This is a genomic window from Georgenia daeguensis (assembly GCF_039537705.1).
Lineage (GTDB): Bacteria > Actinomycetota > Actinomycetes > Actinomycetales > Actinomycetaceae > Georgenia > Georgenia daeguensis.
This window is the reverse complement of sequence record NZ_BAABBA010000006.1, coordinates 130,231-151,167: the sequence shown is the minus strand read 5'-3', so window position 1 is coordinate 151,167 and position 20,937 is coordinate 130,231. Positions and strand designations below refer to the sequence as shown.

The window sequence follows — 20,937 nt, the reverse complement described above, 5'->3', positions numbered from 1 at the left end:
TCCCTGCTGCGCCCCATGATGATCTCCAAGATCCACCGGGCCACCATCACCGCGGCGGACCTGCACTACGTCGGCTCCATCACGGTCGACGCCGACCTGCTCGACGCCGCGGACCTGCTGCCGGGCCAGCAGGTCGACGTCGTCGACGTCACCAACGGCGCCCGCCTGACCACCTACGTCATCCCGGGCGAGCGCGGCTCCGGGGTGCTGTGCATCAACGGCGCCGCCGCCCACCTCGTGCACGCCGGCGACCTGGTCATCCTCATCGCGTACGGCCAGCTCGACGACGCCGACGCCCGCACCTACACCCCGAACGTCGTGTTCGTGGACGCGCAGAACCGGATCGTCGACGTCGGGGACGAGCCCGGGCAGGTCCCGGACACCGACGCCGGCGAGGCGCCGTACGTCGAGGCCAGCGGCATCACCACGGCGGCGTACCGGGCCTCGCTCCCGTCCTAGCCCGGCCGCGGGTGGCCAGCCGCCCTGACGGTGAGATGTCACGAGCAGACTCCCCGAGCGAGTTCGTGACCCGACAGCGCGCGTCGAGGGTGCGGAGGAGTCGCCCGACGCACATCCGTCTCCCGCGTACCCGTCCGGCGCCGGTGCGGCGTCCGAGCCTCGTTGAGTGCGACACGATCCACGTTCTCGGGCCTCCGAAAGGTGGAAGTCGTCGCACTCGACGGCAAGAGGCACGCCCGGCGAGCCAACGGGGCCCGGGTGACGACCGACGGCGCACCGAGCCAGGGCGGCGCACCTCACTCGCCCCGCGGGCGGTGCTGCGCCCGGCCCCGGCTACCCTGTAGCGGTGACCGAGCAGACCGAGGAGAAGAGCGCCGTGACCACCGGCGCCGAGCACGACGAGCAGGCCCACGACGCGCCCGAGCAGGTGCGCGTGCGGACCGAGAAGCGTCAGCGGCTCCTGGACTCCGGCGTCGACCCGTACCCGGTCGTCCTGCCGATCACCACCACGATCGCCGACGTGCGCGCCAAGTTCGCCGGGCTCGAGCCCGGTGAGGAGACCGACCACGTCGTCGGCGTCGCCGGCCGGGTCATGTACCTGCGCAACACCGGCAAGCTGTGCTTCGCCACCCTCCAGGACGGCTCCGGCAACCAGCTGCAGGCCATGCTGTCCCGGGCGGAGGTGGGGGAGGAGGCGCTGGCCGCCTTCAAGTCCGACGTCGACCTCGGCGACCACCTCTTCGTCCGCGGCCGTGTCATCGCGTCCCGTCGTGGCGAGCTGAGCGTCTTCGCCGACTCCTTCCGGCTCGCGGCCAAGGCGCTGCGCCCGCTGCCCAAGACCTACGAGAACGAGGCCGGCGAGCTGGTCGCCCTCTCCGAGGAGGGGCGGGTCCGCCGTCGTCACCTCGACCTCATCATGCGGCCGGCCGCGCGCGAGATGGTCCGCACGCGCGCCGCCGTCGTGAAGTCCCTCCGGCGCACCCTCGACGCGCGGGACTTCGTCGAGATCGAGACGCCGATGCTCCAGGTCCAGCCCGGCGGCGCGGCCGCCCGGCCCTTCGTGACCCACATGAACGCCTACGACATCGACCTGTACATGCGCATCGCGCCGGAGCTGTTCCTCAAGCGCGCCGTGGTCGGCGGCGTGGACCGGGTCTTCGAGATCAACCGCAACTTCCGCAACGAGGGCGCGGACTCCACGCACTCCCCGGAGTTCTCGATGCTCGAGGCGTACGAGGCGTACGGCTCCTACGACACGATGGCCGAGCTCACCCGCACCCTCGTCCAGCAGGCGGCGATCGACGCCTACGGCTCGACCACGGTGACTCTCGAGGACGGCACCGAGTACGACCTCGGCGGCGAGTGGACGCAGATCAGCCTCTTCGAGTCCGTCTCCGAGAAGCTCGGCGAGGAGATCACCCCGGAGACGCCGGACTCCACCCTGGAGGCCCACGCCGACCGCCTGGGCCTCGAGCTCGCTCCGCACTACACGCACGGCAAGGTGGTCGAGGAGCTCTTCGAGCACCTCGTGGGCGACGACCTGTACGCGCCGACCTTCGTGCGCGACTTCCCCGTGGACACCTCGCCGCTCACCCGTGCCCACCGCAGCAAGCCGGGCGTCGTGGAGAAGTGGGACCTGTACGTGCGCGGCTTCGAGCTGGCCACCGCCTACTCCGAGCTGGTCGACCCGGTGGTCCAGCGTGAGCGCTTCGCCGCGCAGGCGCTCGCCGCCGCCGCCGGCGACCCCGAGGCCATGGTGCTCGACGAGGACTTCCTCGAGGCCATGGAGCAGGGCATGCCGCCCGCGGGCGGCATGGGGATGGGCATCGACCGGCTCCTCATGGCCCTCACCGGCCGGGGCATCCGGGAGACCATCACCTTCCCGCTGGTCAAGCCGCGCTGACCCGACGGCGGAGTGGCCGTCGTCGGTCCCGTCGCCTTGCGTGGCGCCGGCCCCGTGACGGCGGAGCCCGGTCTCCCGGTCGCGCCGTCGGCGCCGAGGTCTACCCTCGTCCCTGGGGGCCGGCCGCCACGCGGGAGATGATCGGTCATGAGTCGTGCTCGTGAAGTGCTCGAGGGTCTTGCCGCCACGACGGTGTGGCAGGAGGAGCTGTACAGGCACCTGCACGCGCACCCGGAGCTGAGCTCGCACGAGGTCGAGACAGCTGCCGAGATCGCGGCGCGGCTGGAGGGCTTCGGCTACGCCGTCGAGCGGATCGGCGGGGGCGTCGTCGGCGTGCTGACGAACGGCGGCGGACCCACGGTGCTGGTGCGGGCCGACATCGACGCCCTTCCCGTCACGGAGCAGACCGGCCTGCCCTACGCGTCGGCGGTGACCACCGTGGACGAGAGCGGGGCCACCGTCGGGGTCATGCACGCGTGCGGGCACGACGTCCACGTCGCCTGTCTCCTCGGCGCGGCCGAGCTCGTCGCCGGGCGCACGCAGGCCTGGGGCGGCACGTTCGTCGCCCTGTTCCAGCCCGCCGAGGAGACGGCGGTCGGGGCGCGGGCCATGGTCGAGGACGGCCTGACCACAAAGGTCCCGCGGCCCGACGTCGCCTTCGGTCAGCACGTCCTCAACCACGAGGCGGGAGTGCTCGGGACGCAGACCGGCCCCGTGCTGTCCGCGGGCGACAGCGTGCGGATCACCGTCTTCGGGAAGGGCTCGCACGGGTCGATGCCGCACCTGAGCGTCGACCCGGTGGTGCTCGCCGCGTCGATCGTGCTCCGCCTGCAGACGATCGTCTCGCGAGAGGTCAGGCCCGGGGAGTTCGCCGTCGTCACGGTCGGAAGCAGCGTCGCGGGCTCGAAGAGCAACATCATCCCCGACCGTGCCGTCCTCCTCGTCAACCTGCGCACCTACGACATGGGCGTGCGCCAGACCGTCGTGGACGCCGTCGAGCGGATCGTCCGGGCGGAGTGCGAGGCGGCCGGCTCGCCGCAGCCGCCGACCTTCGAGTACTACGACCAGTACCCGCTCACCGACAACCACCCCGAGGTCACCGCCACGGTCACCGAGGCCTTCCGCGCCCACTTCGGGCAGGACCGGGTCATGGAACTCGGAAGAGTGACCGCGAGCGAGGACTTCAGCCGGGTGCCGGACGCCTTCGGCACGCCGTACACCTACTGGGGGGTCGGCGGGTTCGCCCCCGGGCACCCCGGGCCCCCGAACCACTCGCCGACCTTCGCGCCGCTCATCCAGCCCACGCTGAGCGCCGGCACCGAAGCCATCGTCGTCGCGGCCATGGCGTACCTCGGGAAGGACCAGAGATGACCAGCGCCCAGGCCGCCCCCCGGACGGCGCAGAACTACAGGGGGAACGACAAGCTGCTCACGGGCATCGTGCTCGGCGTCCTCACCTTCTGGATGTTCGCGGGGACGGTGGGCACCATCGCGCGCACCGTCCTCACCGACATCAACGGCGGGCCGATCGAGGAGATCGCGAACCCGAACGTCAGCCTCGACCAGATGAACCTCGCCGTCTCCATCACGGCGCTGTTCTCCGGCCTGTTCATCGTCTTCATGGGCGGGCTCGCCGACCGGGTCGGGCGGGTGCGGATCACCCTCATCGGCAACGTCCTCGGCATCGTCGGCTCGGCGCTGATCATCCTGGCCAACGGCAGCCTCGCGCTGCCCCTGCTGCTGGCGGGCCGCGCGATCCAGGGCCTCTCGGCGGCGTGCATCATGCCGGCCACGATGGCGCTGGTGAAGGCCTACTGGGACGGCGAGGCGCGGCAGCGGGCCGTGTCGATGTGGTCGATCGGATCCTGGGGCGGCGCCGGGGTCGCCGCGATCTTCGGCGGCTTCCTGGCCTCGAACCTCAACTGGCGGATCATCTTCTACGCCTCGATCGTCATCTCGGTCCTGGCCATCGCCCTCATCTGGGGGACGCCGGAGAGCAAGGCCGAGGCGCACACGCACAAGCGGTTCGACATCGTCGGGCTGCTCATCTTCATGGTCTCGATCCTCGCCCTGATGATCCTGCTGATCTTCGGCCGCCAGCTGGGGTGGACGAGGCCGCTTACCCTGGCCCTCGCCGCCGTGGCGGTGGTGGGGCTCACCGCCTTCGTGCTCTTCGAGCGCAGGCAGGACAACCCGTTCATCGACTTCGCACTGTTCCGGAACATCACCTTCACCGGTGCGACGATCTCGAACTTCGTCCTCAACGCCACCATCGGCATGCTCATCGTGAGCCAGCAGATGCTGCAGATCGCCCGGCCCGAGCTCTTCGACCCCTGGAGGGCCGGGCTTCTGACGCTCGGGTACGCCGTCGCGATCATCGCCTTCATCCGGGTGGGGGAGCGTCTCCTGCGGGCGTTCGGCCCCCGCAAGCCCATGGTCTGGGGTGCGACGATCGTCGCGGTCTCCTGCGCCCTGCTCGTGCCGACGAACATCCTCGTGGGGCCGTTCACGGTCCTCGCCGTCATCGCCTACACGCTGTTCGGCGTTGGTCTGGCGTTCTACGCCACCCCGTCCACGGACGCGGCGCTGTCCAACCTGCCGGCGGCGCAGGCCGGCGCGGGCGCCGGCATCTACAAGATGGCCTCCTCGCTCGGCGGGGCGATCGGGGCGGCGCTGTCGCTGACCATCTTCACCTCCTTCCTCGGCGGTGGCGTGAAGATCGTCGGCGAGCTGCTCCACACCCAGGGCATCCAGGAGAACGCGGCCGTGCGTCAGGCCGGCATGGTCACCTTCATGTTCAACGTCGTCCTGGCGCTGATCGCGATCATCTCCATCACGGTCACCGTCCCGAAGGGCAAGAAGTACCACGACTGATTGAGGCGCCCGCGGGCTCGCCGGGCGGGATGGTGCACGGGTCGGGTCGGGTCGGGCGGCCGGCGGCCCGGCCGGCCGGCCGCCCGGTCAGCCGGCGGTGCGCCGGCGCCGGCGGGCGAACCACAGCACGGCCGCGACGGGCAGGCCGACCACGACCAACCACGGCAGCAGCACGCCGAGGCCCACGAGCAGTCCGTCGACCGCGCTGACCAGGGCGTCCCAGCCGGTGCGCAGCCCGCCGAGGAAGCCGCCGGCGTTCACCACGACCGGGTCGTCCTGCGCCACCAGCTCGACCCTCAGCGTCGACATCGCCACCTGGTCGGCCAGGTGCGCCCGCTCGGACTGGAGAGACTCCAGCTCCGCCTGCCGCTCGCTGATCGCCGACTCCGCGGCGATGAGCGCCGTGCTGTCGTCGGCGTCGGCCATGATGCCCAGCAGGCGGTCCACCGAGGTCCGCAGCGCCGTGATCCGGGCGTCGAGGTCCCGGGTGGTGGCGGTGACGTCCGTGGAGTCCTGGGAGAGCTGACGGACCTCGCCGATCGACTCCAGCTCCTCGAGCACCGCGGAGAGCTTCTCCGCCGGGACGCGCACGGTCAGCCACGCCGAGGGGCGCGAGTCCGTGCCGTCCGCACCGGCCGCCTGCTCGTTGCGCTGGTCGACGCGGCCGCCCGCACGCTCCGCCGCCGCCGCCACCTCGTCCGCCGCGGCGGACGGATCCTCCACGACGACGACGGCGTCCGCCGTCGTGACGACCTGGCGGTCGTCGCCGCCCTCCGCGTCCTCGCCGCTGGCTCCTCCGCCCTCGACGCCCTCTCCGCCGGCGTCCTGTCCGGGGGCCGCGACACCCCCGCCCCCGGATTCGTCGGAGGCCTCCTCCGACCCGGAGGTGCAGCCGGCCAGCAGCAGCACACCGCACAGCAGGGCGAGCAACCAGCGCAGGCGTCTCATGGCCGCAACGTAGGCCCGGCCCCCACCGCCGCGGGCGGCGGTGGCCGGATCGTGACCCGATCGAGGTCGTACTGTGACCTGCGCGGCGCCCGCCGCCCTGCGGGCGCCGGCCTGCGGGCACCGGCCTCAGTGAGTGGTCAGCAGCGTGCGGATGTCCCGCTCGGCCTCCTCGACGCGGACCTTGCGGCAGCCCTTGGCGACGAGGTCGGCGATCATCGCCGGCTCGTTCCTGGCCAGGTTGAGGCCGCGCCGCACCAGGGTCACCGGCGGCTTGCGGGCCTCGCCGAGGTCCCGCATCAGGCGGAACCAGAACGTCTGCGCCCGGGGGCGGAAGATGCACAGCGCGTCGGCGAGGATGTCCTCCTCGAGGCAGGCCTCGACGATCTCGGCGGCGAAGATGCCCTCGGCGATGAAGACGGGGAAGCCGTCGAGCGAGAGCCGGGTGGTGCCGGTGCGTGCGTTGGTGGGGATGTCGTAGACCGGCAGCTCGGTCTCGCCGGTGGTGGCGAGCTCGACCAGCGCCGCCATGGCGCCGGCCTTGTCCCAGGTGCGCGGGGAGTCCCAGTCGACGACGCCGTAGCGCCGCGGCAGCCCGGGGTGGTCGCCGTCGAGGTAGAAGTCGTCCAGCGAGACCACGGGGAGGCCGACGCGGCGCGTCAGCGACGTCTTGCCCGACCCCGAGGGGCCGGTCAGGAGCACCACCCGCGCCCGCGCGTGCCGGGACCCGGGCGGGAGGTCGAAGAGGCCCTCCTGGGGTCCGTCGTCGAGCTCGTCCGCCCGAAGTTCGCCCAGGGGCATGCCACGTCCTCCGTACCTGGTCCGCGCCCCCGGAGCGGGGCACCGGCAAGTCTAGGTGCCGTGCCCGTCGCCGTGCCCGGGCCCCGCCGCCACGCTCACGTGACGATGACGACGTCGAGGGTGCGCGGGCCGTGGACGCCCTCGACGCGGATCAGCTCGATGTCGCTGGTGGCGCTCGGCCCGGCGATCCAGGTCAGGGGCCGGTGCGGGTGCTGGCCCAGGATCGCCACGGCCTCGGGGACCGTGGCGACGACCTGGCGTGCGCTCAGCACGCAGACGTGGCGGTCCGGCACGAGACTGATCGCGCGGCGCCCCTGGTCCGGCTCGGCGTCCAGCACGATCGTGCCCGACTCCGCGATCGCCACGCGCGCCGCGGTGAGGACCGCGCCGGCGGCGTCGAGCTCCCCGTGGCTCAGCGGCTCGGTGGCGGTGTCCAGCAGCACCCGGGCGCCGGCTCCGGTGACGGCGCCCGCCCACTCGGGCGGCAGGCCCGCCGGGACGACGACGGAGCCGGCCTCGCCGAGCAGCCGGCCGAGGGTGGTGGCCAGGTCCCCAGGTCCGCACCGGTGCACGTTCGCCCGGTAGTCGACCAGGCGGTCGACGAGCAGCTCGATCGCCGCGGGCGAGCCGGGGGCGACGTCGGAGTGGGCGCGGTAGTCGCGCGGTACCTCCGGGGCGGGTGCGGTCTGGGACCGGCCGAGCGCGTCACGGACCCGGGCGAGGATCGCCTCGCGTGCCTCCATCACCGCTCACCTCCGTCGGGCCGCACGGCACTCTCGGGTCGGGCCGCGCCGTCGGGTCGGGCCGCGCCGTCGGGCCGGGGTGCGCCGTCGGGCCGGGGTGCGCCGTCGGGCCGGGCCGCGCCGTCGGCCTGGTGCTGGTGCCACCAGGACCGGAACGACCGCGCGGGAGGTGCGGGCAGGTCGCGGACGCCGGTCCACAGCGACCCGGGGAAGGGCAGGGAGGCGATGCGGCCCTCGCGTGCGACGATCCGGCCCAGGCCGGCGGCACGCGCCGCGACCGCGAACCGCGACCCGGAGGACATCACCGCCGAGGCGGCGCGCATGCCCGCCTCCCAGCCCGTCGGCCGCAGCCTGCGCTGCTGGGACTCCACGGCGCGGTTGCGCAGGTGGACCAGGGCCGTGGGGATGTCGATCTTGACGGGGCAGGCCTCGTAGCACGCGCCGCACAGCGAGCTGGCGAAGGGCAGGGACGCCGTCGGGTCGTGGGGGTCGGTGGCCCCGTGGGTACCCATGCCGGTCAGCTGCGGGGTGAGGATCGCACCGATCGGGCCGGGGTAGACGGAGCCGTACGCGTGCCCGCCGGCGTGCTCGTAGACCGGGCAGACGTTCATGCACGCGGAGCAGCGGATGCAGTGCAGCGCCTGCCGCCCGACCTCGTCCGCCAGCGCCTTCGTGCGGCCGTTGTCGAGCAGCACCAGGTGGAAGGCCTGGGGGCCGTCGCCGGGCGTCACCCCGGTCCACATCGTGGTGTAGGGGTTCATCCGTTCGCCGGTCGACGAGCGCGGCAGGAGCTGGGTGAAGATCTCCAGGTCACGGAACGCCGGGACGAGCTTCTCGATGCCCATGACGGTGATGAGCGTCTCCGGCAGCGTCAGGCACATCCGCCCGTTGCCCTCGGACTCGAAGACCGACACGGTCCCGGTCTCGGCGACGGCCAGGTTCGCCCCGGAGATCGCCACCTTCGCGGTGAGGAACTTCGCCCGCAGGTGCGCGCGGGCCGCCATCGCGAGCACCCGGGGCTCGCTCGTGAGGCCGGCGGGCGCGTCGCCCATCCGCTCGGCGAAGATGGCACGGATCTCGTCCCGGTTGCGGTGGATCGCCGGGACCAGGATGTGCGAGGGCATGTCCCCCGCCAGCTGGACGATCAGCTCGGCCAGGTCGGTCTCGGTGGCCGTGATGCCCTCGGCGGCGAGGTGCTCGTTCAGGCCGATCTCCTGGGTGGCCATCGACTTGACCTTGACCACCTCGGTCTCGCCGGTGGCCCGGACGAGATCGGTGACGATCCGGTTGGCCTCCGCCGCGTCGCGGGCCCAGTGCACGACCCCGCCCCGTGCGGTGACCTGCTCCTCGAGCTGGACGAGCAGCTCGGGCAGGTGCGACATCGTCCAGTGCTTGACCGCCGCCCCGGCCTCGCGCAGCTGCTCCCAGTCGGGCAGCTCGGAGACCACCCGGAGCCGCTTGTCGCGGATGGTGTGCGTGGCGTGGCGCAGGTTGGTCCGCATCTGGCCGTTGGCGAGCGTCTCGTGCGCTGCGGTGGGGAAGTCCGGCCCCCACCGCAGCGGGTCCTCGGGCGCGGTCGCGGGCTGCGGCGCGACGCGCGGCATGCCGAGGAAGGTCGTCATCGCCCGGCCTCCGCCGTCGTCGGGGCGCGGTCCACCGGCAGCACCGCCGGGGACCAGGGCTCCTCGCGGGTGCTGGCGAGCACCTCCGCCAGGTGCGCGGCGTGCACGCCGGTGCCCTGCCGGGAGGCACTGCCGGCCATGTTCATCAGGCAGGAGTAGTCCCCCGCCACGAGGACCTCGGCGCCGGTGCTCACCACGTGGCGCACCTTCTCCTGGACCATCGCGGCGGACGTCTCGGAGTTCTTCAGCGAGAACGTGCCGCCGAACCCGCAGCACGCCTGCGCCTCGGGCAGCTCGACCAGGTCGATCCCCTCCACGGCGCGCAGCAGCCGCAGCGGCTTGTCGCCCACCTTGATCATCCGCAGCGAGTGGCAGGTGGGGTGGTACGTCACCGAGTGCGGGAACCAGGCCCCGACGTCGCTCAGGCCCAGGACGTCCACCAGGAGCTCCGAGAGCTCGTACGTCCGGGCGGCGACCAGCTCGGCGTCACGCGCGAGCCGCTCCTCGCCCTCACGCCGCGCGACCATCGCCTGCTGGTGACGCACCGATCCCACGCACGAGCCGGACGGACCGACGATCGCGTCCCACTCGCCGTCGAGCACGGGCTCGAAGGCCCGCACGTGGTTGCGGATCACCGGCACCGCCTCGCGGAAGTACCCGGTGTTGACGTGCATCTGCCCGCAGCAGGCCTGGGCCTCGGGGAAGACGACCTCGTGCCCCAGCCGCTCGAGCAGCCGCGCCGTCGCGGCCGGAGCCTGCGGGAACATGGCCTCGTTGATACAGGTGGCGAACAGCGCGACGCGCACGGAACCTCCCTCTCGGCAGCAGCGGCGCCGCCGGCGTGCCCACCCTACCCACGGCCGCCGACGGCGGTCGTCCCGGCGCGGGGCGTCAGCCCCGGCGCAAGGACGGTGCGGGGGCTCGACCGCCGTGGCGGCCGAGCCCCGGTCCGGCGCCGCCGTCAGCCGCCGTAGGGCAGCACCGGCCGGCCCGGCACGTCCGCACGGATCCGGAAGACCGCGCCGGCCTCGGGCTCGGGGTCCTCGAGCTTCTCCCGCGAGGTGGTGACGTACAGGTCCCGCCCGTCCGGGCCCCCGAGCGTGCACGCCGTGGTCAGGCGGACGGGCAGGGAGACCTCGGTGAGGATCTCGGCCTCGGGGGAGTACAGGCGCACGCGCCCCACGCGGTTCAGCGCCACCCAGACGTTGCCCGCCGAGTCCACGCACAGCCCGTCCGCGCGGCCGTCGTCGGCGGAGTGGAAGCGCCGGCGGTTGGTCAGCTCGCCGTCGACGACGTCGAACACGTCGGTCCCGCCGGTGTGGGTGTCGTTGTAGTAGGCGCGGGAGCCGTCGGGGGAGAAGTCGATGCCGTTGGAGGTGGTGACGCTGTCGAGGACCACGGAGACCTCCCCGGCGGGCGTGACGCGGTACAGCGACGCGGCGCCCGGTGTCCGGTCGTAGGGCATGCCGCCGGCGTAGAGGTTGCCGGCGGGGTCGCAGCCGCCCTCGTTCATGCGGATGCCCGGGTCGGTCCACAGCTCCGGCTGCGGCGACGGCACCTCGTCCGGCCCGTCCGCCAGGGCGAGGCCCCGCTCGATCCCGACGACGTAGCCGCCGCGAGCGCGCGGCCGGACGAACGCGGCGACCTCGCCGACGTGCAGGCGGTCCACGGTCCCGTCGGCGCGCAGGGTCATCAGGTCCCCCGCGAGCATGTCGACCCAGCGCAGGCCGCCCCAGCTCTCGGACCACACCGGGCCCTCTCCGTGGTAGCACAGCGGGTCGGTGATCTGTTCGGGAGTGGTCATGGGGCCAGTCTGGCCGATGGGGCACGCCGCGGCACCAGCGAACGCCGCGCGGCCCTCACCCGGAGCAGAACCGGCAACGGGGAAGATCGCTGCCCGTGACGGACAGTGATCTTCCCCGTTGTGGCCCTGCCGGTCGAGGTCAGGGCGCGCCGGTCACGGCTTACGTCGCCGCTACTTCACGTCCTCGTCGACCCAGTTGAAGGTCCGCGTGACGGCCTTCTTCCACAGCCGGTAGGTGCGCTCGCGGTCGCCCTCGTCCATGCTCGGCTCCCAGCGCTTGTCCTCGGCCCAGTTGTCGATGACGTCCTGCTCGCCCTGCCAGAAGCCGACGGCGATACCCGCCGCGTAGGCGGCACCGAGCGCCGTCGTCTCGGCGACCTTGGGGCGGACCACGGGCACGCCGAGGATGTCGGCCTGGAACTGCATGAGCGTCTCGTTCGCGATCATGCCGCCGTCGACCTTCAGCTCCGTCAGCTCGACGCCCGAGTCGATCGTCATGGCGTCGTTGACCTCACGGGTCTGGAACGCCGTCGCCTCCAGCGCCGCGCGGGCGATGTGCCCCTTGTTGACGTACCGCGTCAGGCCGACGAGCGCGCCGCGGGCGTCGGACTTCCAGTACGGGGCGAACAGGCCGGAGAACGCCGGCACGAAGTACGCACCGCCGTTGTCCTCGACCGTCTTGGCCAGGTCCTCGATCTCCGGCGCGGAGCTGATCAGGCCGAGGTTGTCCCGCAGCCACTGCACCAGCGAGCCCGTCACGGCGATCGAGCCCTCGAGCGCGTACACCGCGGGCTGGTCGCCGATCTTGTAGCAGACGGTGGTGAGCAGGCCGCTCTTGGACGCCACCGGCTCCGTGCCGGTGTTGAGCAGCATGAAGTTGCCCGTGCCGTAGGTGTTCTTGGCCATGCCGACCTCGAAGCAGGCCTGGCCGAAGGTGGCCGCCTGCTGGTCGCCGAGGATGCCGGCGATCGGCACGCCCGGGACGAAGCCGCCCTCGCGGCCCTCGCCGTAGACCTCGGAGGAGGAGCGGATCTCCGGGAGCATGGACAGGGGGATGCCCATGTCCTTGGCGATGTCCTCGTCCCAGCTCAGGGTGGCCAGGTCCATGAGCATCGTGCGGGAGGCGTTGGTGACGTCGGTGACGTGGACGCCGCCGTCGGTGCCGCCCGTCATGTTCCACACGACCCAGCTGTCGGTGTTGCCGAAGAGCAGGTCGCCCGCCTCGGCCTTCTCCCGCGCGCCGTCGACGTTGTCGAGGATCCACTTGATCTTCGGGCCCGAGAAGTACGTCGCCAGGGGAAGGCCGACCTTCGCCTTGTACTTGTCCTGCCCCTCCGAGCCGCCGAGCTCGTTCACGATCTTGTCGGTGCGGGTGTCCTGCCAGACGATCGCGTTGTAGACCGGCTCGCCGGTGGTCTTGTCCCACACCACCGTGGTCTCGCGCTGGTTGGTGATGCCGACGGCCGCGATGTCGCGGTGGGTCAGGTTCGCCCGGCTCAGGGCCCGGCCGACGACCTCGCGGACGTTGGTCCAGATCTCCTTGGGGTCGTGCTCGACCCAGCCCGCCCGCGGGAAGATCTGCTCGTGCTCGAGCTGTCCGGTCTCGACGATCTGCCCGGAGTGGTCGAAGACGATCGCGCGGGAGCTCGTGGTGCCCTGGTCGATGGCGAGGACGTACTTCTTCTCGTCAGCCATGGTGTTCCTTTCACATCATCGTGGCGGGCGCCGAGGTCCGGAGCCCGTGGGGTCGAGCGGGTACGAATCGGGGTGGCCCGGCCGCGGTGCGGCCGGGACGCGGGTGGGGTCAGGAGACGGCGCCGCCGAGCAGGCCGCCCAGCACGCCGCCGACGATCGGGCCGACGACGGGCACCCACGCGTAGCCCCAGTCGCTCTTGCCCTTGCCGCGGATGGGCAGCACGGCGTGCGCGATGCGGGGGCCGAGGTCACGGGCGGGGTTGATGGCGTACCCGGTGGGGCCACCGAGGCTCATGCCGATGCCGACGACGAGCAGGGCGACGGCGAGCGGGCCGAGCCCGGACGGAGACGGGCCGAACAGCAGGATCACGAAGACGAGGACAAAGGTGCCGATGACCTCAGTGACGAAGTTCCAGCCGTAGCTGCGCAGCTCCGGCCCGGTGGAGAACACGGCGAGCTTGGTGGCTCCCGGCGCCTCCTGGTCGAAGTGCCGCTTGTAGGTCAGGAACGCCAGCACGGCGCCGAGGAAGGCGCCGACCATCTCGCCGGCGAGGTAGGTCAGGATGTTGCCGAACGTGCTGGGCACCGCGGCGATCCCGAGCTCCTCGTTGCCTCCGAAGAGGTCGCCGCCGCTGGCCGCGAGGCCGAACGTGACGGCCGGGTTGAGGTGCGCGCCCGACTTGTAGGCCACGTACACGCCGGCGAAGACTGCAAGTCCCCACCCGAACGTGATGACGACCCAGCCGGAGTTGAAGCCCTTGGTCTTCGGGAGGATGACGTTCGCCACGACGCCGCAACCCAGCAGGGTCAGCATCCCGGTGCCCATCACCTCCGAGAGGAAGATGTCCATCATCGAAAGTTCCACTGCGAACTCACTTTCTGGTCACGTCGACGTGTCCAGTCGGGCGCCGCGCGGCGCGGTGTCGGTCCTGGCCGTCCCGGGGGACGGTTGTCCAGGATGATCCTCGTTGTCGCGCCCCGGAGGGGCGTTTTCGCGGAGGATCGGGGTTCTCCTGCACACCGGAGCGCCCGGACTCTTGGGTCCGGGCGCCGGGGGTCAGTCGTCGGGGTCGATCGGTCCGAGGTCACGGACCGGTACGAGGTCCTCCACTCTCAGTCGGGCCTCCTCGGCGGCGGCGTCGGTGGGCTCGTGCTCCGCGGCCATCTCCGCCTCGGCCTGACGGCGGTAGCCGGCGATCTCCCGCTCCGTGCGGGCGGCGTCCCAGCCCAGGATCGGTCCGGCGATGCCGGCGATCTCCTCCAGCGCCGAGATGCCCCGGTCGCGGGTCTCGTAGCTGAGCCGGACCCGGTGCAGCAGGATGTCCTCGAGGTGGAGGACGCCCTCGTGCGTCGCGGCGAAGGCGACCTCCGCGGCGAGGTAGTCCGGCGCGGTCCGCAGCGGACGGCCGAGCGCGGGGTCGGCGTCGATCATCTCGAGGAGCGTGGCCGTCTCCGAGCCGTACCGGTGCAGCAGGTGCTCGACCCGCTCCGAGGTCCAGCCGTGACGCGCGGCGATCTGGCTCCGGCGGCGCTTGGTGGCGGTGAACCCGTCCGCGCCCACGAGGGGGGTGCGGGCGGTCACGGAGGGCAGGGTCTGCGCGCGGGGGCCGAGCGCGAAGTCGACGGCGTCCTCCGCCATCTGCCGGTAGGTGGTGAGCTTTCCGCCCGCGATGACGGTCAGCCCCGGGGCGGCCTCGGTGACGGTGTGCTCGCGGGAGACCTTCGTCGAGGCGGAGGCGTCGCCCTTGGTCCCCGGCTGGAGGAGCGGGCGCAGCCCCGCCCAGACACCGATGACGTCGTCGTGCCCGATGGGCGGGTCGAGGACGGCGTTGGCGTGGTCGAGGATGTAGTCGATGTCCTCGCGCGTGGCCACCGGGTGCTGGCGCGCCTCGTGCCAGGGCGTGTCCGTGGTCCCGATGATCCAGTAGCGGTCCCAGGGGATGACGAACAGCACGGACTTCTCCGTGCGCAGGAACAGGCCCGTGCTGCCGTTGATCCGCTCGCGGGGGACCACGATGTGCACGCCCTTGGAGGCGAGGACCTCGAGGCCGGCGCCGGAGCCGCCGAGCGCCTCGGTCTGCTCGGTCCACACGCCCGTGGCGTTGATGATGTGCCGGGCCCGGACGGTGCGCGACTCGCCCGTCTCGAGGTCGACCACCACCGCACCGGTCACCCGCCCCGTGGGGTCCTTGGTCATCTCGGTCACCTGGGTGCGCGAGGCGGCCAGGGCGCCGTACCCGACGGCGGTGCGGACCAGTGCCAGCACCAGGCGGGCGTCGTCGACGCGGGCGTCGTAGTACCGGATCGCCCCCACGAGGCTCTTGGGGTTCATCTGCGGGAAGAGCTTGAGCGCCCCGGCCTTGGAGTAGTGCTTCTGGATCGGGACCGACCGGCCCCGCGCGCCCAGCAGCGAGAGCGCGTCGTACATCCCCACGCCCACGGCGCTGTAGGCACGCTCGATGACCGGCGTCTTGAGCGGCCAGAGGAACGGCTGGGCGGTGACCAGGTGCGGGGCGATGGTGCGCAGCAGGCGGCCGCGCTCGGTCAGCGCCTCGTGCACCAGCTTGAAGTCGAGCTGGTAGAGGTAGCGAAGACCGCCGTGGACGAGCTTGCTCGACCGGGACGAGGTGCCGCTGGCCCAGTCCTGCATCTCGACGACGGCGGTGCGCAGGCCTCGGGTGGCCGCGTCCAGCGCGATGCCCGCTCCCGTCACGCCGCCGCCGATGACCAGGACGTCCACGCCCTCGTCGTCGCTCATGGCGTCCAGTGCCGCCGACCGGGTCTGCTCGTTCAACGTCGTTGTCCTCACGTGCTCCTCCTCGGTCAGACAGGTGAGACCTATGCTTGCGCTGGGCGCACAACCGCGCAATGCGAGTGCACGAACGTGCAGTGATCGGAGGTCCCGATGAACGGGCGTGAGGACGACGTGTACGTCGCGGCGGCGATGTACTACCTCCAGGACGAGACGATGGACGCGATCGCCCGGCGCCTCGGCGTCTCCCGGTCCACGGTGTCCCGGCTGATCAAGAGGGCCCGGGACTCCGGTCTCGTGCACATCTCCATCCAGCCGCGCACCGCCGGCTCCGACGTCGTCTCCAGGTCCCTCCGCGAGATGTTCGGCGTCAACGCCCACGTGGTGCCGGTGCGCGAGGGCGCCACGGACGTCCAGCGGCTCGACCAGGTGGCCCAGGTGGCCGGCCGGATGGTCTCCGCGTGGGTGGAGCCGGGCACCGTGCTCGGGGTGGCCTGGGGGACGACCATCTCCGCCGTCGTCGGCCACCTCACCCCGCGGCGCGCGCCGGGCAGCGCGGTGGTCCAGCTCAACGGGGCGGCGAACCCGGTCACCTCGGGCATCCCCTACGTGGGGTCGATCATGACGGCGGCCGCGGAGGCGTTCGACGCCCGGGTGCACCACTTCCCGGTGCCGGCGTTCTTCGACTACCCGGAGACGAAGGCCGCGATGTGGCGCGAACGCTCGATCCGGCGCGTGCTCGCCGTCCAGGAGCGGGCCGACATCGCGCTCTTCGGCGTCGGCGCGCTGACCGGCACGCTGGCCTCCCACGTCTACGCCGCCGGCTATCTCGACCGGGAGGATCTCGAGCAGCTGCGCGCCACGGGCGTCGTCGGCGACGTCTGCACGGTGCTGCTGCGCGAGGACGGCTCGTACGCGGACATCGCCCTCAACCAGCGGGCCACCGGGCCGACGCCGCGGGAGCTCAGCCGGATCGGCCGGCGGATGTGCGTCGTCGCCGGCACGGCCAAGGTCTCGCCCCTGATCGGGGCGCTGCGCGCCGGCGTCGTCACCGACCTCGTGGTCGACGAGACGACGGCCCGGGCCGCGGTCGAGCGGGTGCGCAACCACCGCGGCCCTAGGATCGCCGGGTGAGCGAGACGGTGGCGGTGAGGCAGGCGCGGCCCGCGGACGTGCGGGCGATCTACGATCTCGTCCAGCCCTACGCCGAGAACCGCATCCTCATCGCCAAGGAGCTCATCGACTACTTCGAGGCCGTGCAGGAGTTCGTCGTCGCCGAGCTGGCGGACGACGCCGACGGGGACGCCGGCGACGCGGCCGGGGACGTCGGCGACGCGGCCGGGGACCGGCCGATCGTCGGCTGCGGCGCCCTGCACGTCCTCTGGGACGACATCGCCGAGGTCCGCACGCTCGCCGTCGCGCCCGAGATGGCCGGGCGGGGCATCGGCCATCGGCTCCTGGACACCCTCGTCGGCCGGGCGCGGGACCTCGGGCTGCGCCGGGTCTTCTGCCTGACGTTCGAGGTCGACTTCTTCCGCCGGCACGGGTTCGAGGTGATCGCCGGGACGCCGGTGGGCACGGACGTCTACGCCCAGATGCTGCGTTCGCACGACGACGGCGTCGCCGAGTTCCTGGACCTGGCCCGGGTCAAGCCGAACACCCTCGGCAACTCCCGGATGCTGCTCGAGCTCTGAGGGCTCAGCGCCGCAGGAACCGCAGTACGGCGACCAGCTGGGCGCTGACCAGCGCGCACGCGAGCACGGCGACCCACGCCGACGGGCGCGCGAGGATCCACGCCGCGGCGCCGACCGCCAGCACCGCGCCCAGGGCGGTGCCCAGCCGCCCGAGCGTCGCGCGCACCCGCGGTGTGACGTCGCGCGGGGCCGATCCGGTGAGCACCCGGCGCAGTCCCAGGCCGGCGACCGCGGCACCCACCAGCCCGGCGAGCTGGCCGGCGCCCAGCAGCGTGAGCCCGGGCCAGAGCGAGGCGTCGTCGCCGGTGAGGAGGGCGAGGGCGGCGCCCATCAGGCCGAGGACGACGCAGGCTCCGGCGCAGACCAGCAGCGCGATGCGCAGCGCCCGCGTGGCACGCACGACGGCGTCCTCGGGCGGTGCGGTGCTCACCGGAGCAGGGTAGTGGGTCACGGCAGCCGGTAGGCCGCGCCGTCCGGGGCGGCGACGACCAGACCGTCCTCCAGCAGCGAGGCCAGCGCGCGGGCGGGCTGGCCGGGGTCCGCCAGGGCGGCCGGGTCGGCGCCGCCGGCACCGGCGGCGAGCAGCTCGTCCCGGCCCGCAGGCGCCTCGTCCGGGAGCGCGCGCAGGTGCGCCATGATCCGCCCCCGGACCTGCCGGTCGGTGCCGTGCCACGCCTGGGCGCGGCGCCGGTGCACGTGCTCGTCGGCAGGGCGGCCCGCCGCCACCCAGGCGCACCGCTCGGCCAGCGGGCAGGCTTCGCACCGCGGCGCTCGCGCCGTGCACACCAGCGCGCCCAGCTCCATGACGCCGACGTTCCAGCGCACCGACCTCTCCGCGTCGGCCGGCAGGTGGCCGGCCGCCCGTGCCCGCTCGGGCCGGCCGAGCGAGGGGGCGGGCAGCGCGCGTCCGTCCATGACCCGCCCGAGGACCCGGCGCACGTTCGTGTCCAGCACGACGGCGCGTCGCCCGTGCGCGAAAGCCGCCACCGCCGCAGCCGTGTAGGCGCCCACGCCCGGCAGGGCGAGCAGCTCGTCCTCGGTGTCCGGCACCCGCCCGCCGTGGTCGGTGGCGATCACCCGCGCGCACTCCTGCAGGCGCAGCGCCCGACGGGGGTAGCCGAGGCGGTCCCAGGCGCGCAGCACGTCCGACGGGGCGGCGGCCGCGAGGTCGGCCGGGGTGGGCCAGCGTTCCATCCACGCCTCCCAGGCGGGCCGGACCCGGACCACGGGCGTCTGCTGGAGCATGATCTCCGTGACCAGCACGCCCCAGGGGCTGGTGCCGGGGCGCCGCCAGGGGAGGTCACGCGCGTTGGCGGCGTACCACTCCAGCACAGCCCGGTGCAGGTCCCGCAGGGCGGTCGCGTCCGCCGTCGTCGGCTCTGCCCGCCCGGGCGCCGCCGGCTCCGTCCGCCCCGGCGTCGTCCGCTGTTCCCGCCCGGGCCACCTCGACCCCGCCCCGGGCCGGCGCTCCGTCGGCAGGACCTCCCGCTTGTGCGTCGTCGGCTGCGCTCTCACCCCAGCAGTGTGCCCGCGGGCGGACCCGTCCGGCGAAACCCGACCCGCCGGGCGTGGGTACGACGGGGGCGGGGGGAGCCGTCGTACGGTCCCGCTGTGGGGACGACGCGAGGCACGACGGGGCGGACGACGGAACGGTCGCGGCCGGCCCGCCGCGGTCCTGGAGCCGGTGCAGCGACGCCGGCCGGAGGGCGCGCGCCGGCCGGAGCGCGCGTGCCGGGTGCCGCGAACCCCGACGACACGCGACCGACCAGCGGCGCGGCGCAGGGACGCCCACCCGGCGCACGGGAGAAGGGCCTCCCGCCGCGGACCGGTTCCCGCCCGGCGGGCGGCCGGCCGCCGGCGCGCAGGCCTCGCCCCAGCCGGGCGGTGATCTGGCGACGTCGCATCGTCGCCCTGGTCGTGCTCCTCGCCCTGGTCGCCGGGGTGGTGTGGGGCGTCAGTTCGCTGGTGCGCACGCTCACGGCGCAGGGCGCGGAGGCCCAGACCGCCTCCGCCCAGGGCTCCGCGGCCGCGGGGTCCGCCGAGGGATCGGCGGGGGAGGACTCCGCCGCCTCGGCCGCCTCGGCCGGCGACGCCGCGCAGGAGGAACCAGCGGGTCCCGTCGACCCGGGGAAGTGCTCGCCGCGGGACCTCGACGTGCGCCTGTCCGCCACCCCCGGGCAGCCGACGAGCTTCGCGGTGACGCTGACCAACCGTGCCGAGGTGGCGTGCCTGCTCGACGCCGGGGCGTCCTCTCTCGTGCTGACGGTGCACTCGGGGGAGGACCGGGTCTGGTCCTCCGGCGACTGCGTCGCCGAGCCGTCCGAGCGTGAGCTGCTCCTCGACTCCGGAGACAGCACCGAGACGGCGATCCGGTGGGACGGCACCCGCTCGGAGAAGGGCTGCCCGGGCGGTCAGGGTGCGGCGCAGCCCGGCTCCTACCGGGTCACGGCCACCCTGGGCGGGGCCAGCCTGCCCGCGGCGGACACGGGCTTCACCCTCTGAGCCAGCTCAGGCGAAGCGCTCGAGGATCGAGGACTCCGCGAGGCGGGAGAGCCCCTCACGCACGGCCCGGGCGCGGTGCGGCCCCACGCCCTCCACGGACTGGAGGTCCTCGGCCGAGGCCGAGAGCATCACCTGCAGGGTTCCGCAGTGCGCGACGATCGCCTCCGCCACCGGGGTGGGCAGGCGCGGGATCTTCGACAGCACGCGGTACCCGCGCGGCGCGAGGGCGGAGTCGAGCGCGTCGCCGTCCGGGCCGCCGACGCCGAGCACGCGCGCGATCGTGGCCATGTCGACCAGCTGGGCGGAGGTCAGCGTCGAGAGCGAGTCGAGCACTTCGTCCGGACCCCGCATCGCGGCGGGGCCCAGATAGTCGCGGACCACGAGCGCGCGGTCCGGGTCGACGCCGATCACCAGCTCCTCGAGCTGGAGCGAGAGCAGGCGCCCGTCCGTGCCGAGCTCGGTGACGTAGCCCTCCACCTCCGAGGAGATGCGCGAGACCATCTCCAGGCGCTGGATGACCGTGACGACGTCACGGACGGTGACGAGGTCCTCGATCTCCAGGGCGGAGAGCGTCCCGGAGACCTCGTCGAGGCGGGCCTTGTACCGCTCGAGCGTCGCCAGCGCCTGGTTCGCGCGGGAGAGGATCACGTCCGAGTCCTCCACCACGTGCCGGTGGTGGTCGACGTAGAGCGCGACGGTGCGCATCGACTGGCTCACGGAGATCACCGGGTAGCCGGACTGCTTCGCCGCGCGCTCCGCGGTGCGGTGGCGCATGCCGGACTCGGACGTCTCGATGCGCGCGTCGGGGAGGAGCTGGACGTTGGCGCGGCGGATCCGCCGGTTCGTGTAGTCCACGACCACTGCGCCGTCCATTTTCGCCAGCTCGCGCAGGCGCGTGGCCGAGAACTCCACGTCGAGGTGGAAGCCGCCGGAGCACATCGCCTCGACCTCGTCGTCGTAGCCGAGCACGACGATGGCGCCGGTGCGCCCGCGCAGGATCCGCTCGAGCCCGTCGCGCAGCTCGGTGCCCGGCGCGATGGCCTGCAGCATCACGCGGAGCTTGGTGTCGGCGGGGACCTCGGGCACTTGACCTCACACGGTGGGCGTGGCGGGGCAGCGTGTCCGCCCCCGGCCACATCCTAGG

19 protein-coding genes are annotated in these 20,937 nt (G+C 73.2%); 7 read left to right on the top strand and 12 right to left on the bottom strand.

What is annotated here, in order from left to right:
• Positions 1–15 precede the first annotated feature (15 nt).
• From panD to ABD774_RS07975, 4 genes are all read left to right on the top strand, one after another.
• Positions 16–459 (top strand): aspartate 1-decarboxylase, encoded by a 444-nt coding sequence (gene panD / locus ABD774_RS07990; RefSeq protein ID WP_345039774.1) that lies wholly within the window; start codon positions 16–18, stop codon positions 457–459.
• 376 nt (positions 460–835) lie between these two features.
• The gene (gene lysS, locus ABD774_RS07985; protein ID WP_425554513.1) at positions 836–2,362 is read left to right on the top strand and encodes a lysine--tRNA ligase; all 1,527 of its coding nucleotides are present in this window, start codon (positions 836–838) and stop codon (positions 2,360–2,362) included.
• A gap of 147 nt (positions 2,363–2,509) precedes the next feature.
• Positions 2,510–3,733, top strand: coding sequence for an amidohydrolase (locus tag ABD774_RS07980; protein WP_345039603.1), 1,224 nt, complete (start codon positions 2,510–2,512; stop codon positions 3,731–3,733).
• Positions 3,730–5,235, top strand: coding sequence for an MFS transporter (locus tag ABD774_RS07975; RefSeq protein ID WP_345039601.1), 1,506 nt, complete (start codon positions 3,730–3,732; stop codon positions 5,233–5,235). The genes ABD774_RS07980 and ABD774_RS07975 overlap by 4 nt, the downstream gene beginning before the upstream one ends.
• Positions 5,236–5,322: 87 nt before the next feature.
• Here ABD774_RS07975 and ABD774_RS07970 read toward each other — a convergent pair whose 3' ends face one another.
• The 9 genes from ABD774_RS07970 to ABD774_RS07930 all read right to left on the bottom strand — a co-directional run bounded on the left by ABD774_RS07970 (position 5,323) and on the right by ABD774_RS07930 (position 15,603).
• Positions 5,323–6,183, bottom strand: coding sequence for a DUF4349 domain-containing protein (locus ABD774_RS07970; RefSeq protein WP_345039598.1), 861 nt, complete (start codon positions 6,181–6,183; stop codon positions 5,323–5,325).
• A 126-nt stretch (positions 6,184–6,309) separates the two neighbouring features.
• Positions 6,310–6,981 carry a uridine kinase family protein gene (locus ABD774_RS07965; protein WP_345039596.1) on the bottom strand — a complete coding sequence of 224 codons (672 nt, stop codon included), beginning with the start codon at positions 6,979–6,981 and terminating at the stop codon, positions 6,310–6,312.
• A gap of 95 nt (positions 6,982–7,076) precedes the next feature.
• Complete coding sequence (locus ABD774_RS07960) at positions 7,077–7,724, bottom strand: LutC/YkgG family protein (protein WP_345039594.1); 648 nt, start codon at positions 7,722–7,724, stop codon at positions 7,077–7,079.
• Positions 7,724–9,346, bottom strand: a complete 1,623-nt coding sequence (locus tag ABD774_RS07955) for a LutB/LldF family L-lactate oxidation iron-sulfur protein (protein WP_345039591.1) — start codon at positions 9,344–9,346, stop codon at positions 7,724–7,726. Before ABD774_RS07955 ends, ABD774_RS07960 begins: the two co-directional genes overlap by 1 nt.
• Positions 9,343–10,152: a (Fe-S)-binding protein gene (locus tag ABD774_RS07950; RefSeq protein ID WP_345039589.1), complete on the bottom strand. Its 810-nt coding sequence runs from the start codon at positions 10,150–10,152 to the stop codon at positions 9,343–9,345. The genes ABD774_RS07955 and ABD774_RS07950 overlap by 4 nt, the downstream gene beginning before the upstream one ends.
• 155 nt (positions 10,153–10,307) lie before the next feature.
• Positions 10,308–11,150 carry an SMP-30/gluconolactonase/LRE family protein gene (locus ABD774_RS07945; protein WP_345039587.1) on the bottom strand — a complete coding sequence of 281 codons (843 nt, stop codon included), beginning with the start codon at positions 11,148–11,150 and terminating at the stop codon, positions 10,308–10,310.
• Between the two features lie 171 nt (positions 11,151–11,321).
• On the bottom strand, positions 11,322–12,845 hold the full coding sequence (glpK, locus tag ABD774_RS07940) for a glycerol kinase GlpK (RefSeq protein WP_345039585.1): 1,524 nt from the start codon (positions 12,843–12,845) through the stop codon (positions 11,322–11,324).
• A 109-nt stretch (positions 12,846–12,954) separates the two neighbouring features.
• On the bottom strand, positions 12,955–13,698 hold the full coding sequence (locus ABD774_RS07935) for an MIP/aquaporin family protein (protein ID WP_345039582.1): 744 nt from the start codon (positions 13,696–13,698) through the stop codon (positions 12,955–12,957).
• 204 nt (positions 13,699–13,902) lie between these two features.
• Positions 13,903–15,603 (bottom strand): glycerol-3-phosphate dehydrogenase/oxidase, encoded by a 1,701-nt coding sequence (locus tag ABD774_RS07930; RefSeq protein ID WP_345039770.1) that lies wholly within the window; start codon positions 15,601–15,603, stop codon positions 13,903–13,905.
• Positions 15,604–15,750: 147 nt separating this feature from the next.
• On the opposite strand from ABD774_RS07930, the gene ABD774_RS07925 reads away from it, so the two are divergent.
• Entirely contained in the window at positions 15,751–16,731 is a 981-nt protein-coding gene (locus tag ABD774_RS07925; protein ID WP_345039580.1) for a sugar-binding transcriptional regulator, read from the top strand.
• Positions 16,728–17,291: an amino-acid N-acetyltransferase gene (locus ABD774_RS07920; RefSeq protein WP_345039578.1), complete on the top strand. Its 564-nt coding sequence runs from the start codon at positions 16,728–16,730 to the stop codon at positions 17,289–17,291. The genes ABD774_RS07925 and ABD774_RS07920 overlap by 4 nt, the downstream gene beginning before the upstream one ends.
• 4 nt (positions 17,292–17,295) lie before the next feature.
• On the opposite strand, the gene ABD774_RS07915 is transcribed toward ABD774_RS07920, so the two are convergent.
• Both ABD774_RS07915 and ABD774_RS07910 read right to left on the bottom strand, forming a co-directional pair.
• Positions 17,296–17,721 (bottom strand): hypothetical protein, encoded by a 426-nt coding sequence (locus ABD774_RS07915; protein ID WP_345039576.1) that lies wholly within the window; start codon positions 17,719–17,721, stop codon positions 17,296–17,298.
• 17 nt (positions 17,722–17,738) lie between these two features.
• Positions 17,739–18,644, bottom strand: a complete 906-nt coding sequence (locus tag ABD774_RS07910) for an HhH-GPD family protein (RefSeq protein WP_345039768.1) — start codon at positions 18,642–18,644, stop codon at positions 17,739–17,741.
• A 531-nt stretch (positions 18,645–19,175) separates the two neighbouring features.
• On the opposite strand from ABD774_RS07910, the gene ABD774_RS07905 reads away from it, so the two are divergent.
• A complete protein-coding gene (locus tag ABD774_RS07905) occupies positions 19,176–19,793 on the top strand; it encodes a hypothetical protein (RefSeq protein ID WP_345039573.1) in 618 nt (205 codons plus the stop codon).
• Positions 19,794–19,799: 6 nt separating this feature from the next.
• Here the strand turns inward: ABD774_RS07905 and disA are convergent, their stop codons facing one another.
• Complete coding sequence (disA, locus tag ABD774_RS07900; RefSeq protein WP_345039570.1) at positions 19,800–20,879, bottom strand: DNA integrity scanning diadenylate cyclase DisA; 1,080 nt, start codon at positions 20,877–20,879, stop codon at positions 19,800–19,802.
• Between the last annotated feature and the right edge of the window lie 58 nt (positions 20,880–20,937).

Bases quoted from the DNA above. Each gene is read 5' to 3' on its own strand.
- ABD774_RS07980 (WP_345039603.1), top strand. From the start codon at position 2,510: ATGAGTCGTGCTCGTGAAGTGCTCGAGGGTCTTGCCGCCACGACGGTG.
- glpK (WP_345039585.1), bottom strand. From the start codon at position 12,845: ATGGCTGACGAGAAGAAGTACGTCCTCGCCATCGACCAGGGCACCACG.
- ABD774_RS07965 (WP_345039596.1), bottom strand. From the start codon at position 6,981: ATGCCCCTGGGCGAACTTCGGGCGGACGAGCTCGACGACGGACCCCAG.
- ABD774_RS07955 (WP_345039591.1), bottom strand. From the start codon at position 9,346: ATGACGACCTTCCTCGGCATGCCGCGCGTCGCGCCGCAGCCCGCGACC.
- ABD774_RS07945 (WP_345039587.1), bottom strand. From the start codon at position 11,150: ATGACCACTCCCGAACAGATCACCGACCCGCTGTGCTACCACGGAGAG.
- ABD774_RS07970 (WP_345039598.1), bottom strand. From the start codon at position 6,183: ATGAGACGCCTGCGCTGGTTGCTCGCCCTGCTGTGCGGTGTGCTGCTG.
- panD (WP_345039774.1), top strand. From the start codon at position 16: ATGATGATCTCCAAGATCCACCGGGCCACCATCACCGCGGCGGACCTG.
- ABD774_RS07975 (WP_345039601.1), top strand. From the start codon at position 3,730: ATGACCAGCGCCCAGGCCGCCCCCCGGACGGCGCAGAACTACAGGGGG.
- ABD774_RS07930 (WP_345039770.1), bottom strand. From the start codon at position 15,603: ATGAGCGACGACGAGGGCGTGGACGTCCTGGTCATCGGCGGCGGCGTG.
- ABD774_RS07925 (WP_345039580.1), top strand. From the start codon at position 15,751: ATGAACGGGCGTGAGGACGACGTGTACGTCGCGGCGGCGATGTACTAC.
- ABD774_RS07960 (WP_345039594.1), bottom strand. From the start codon at position 7,724: ATGGAGGCACGCGAGGCGATCCTCGCCCGGGTCCGTGACGCGCTCGGC.
- ABD774_RS07935 (WP_345039582.1), bottom strand. From the start codon at position 13,698: ATGATGGACATCTTCCTCTCGGAGGTGATGGGCACCGGGATGCTGACC.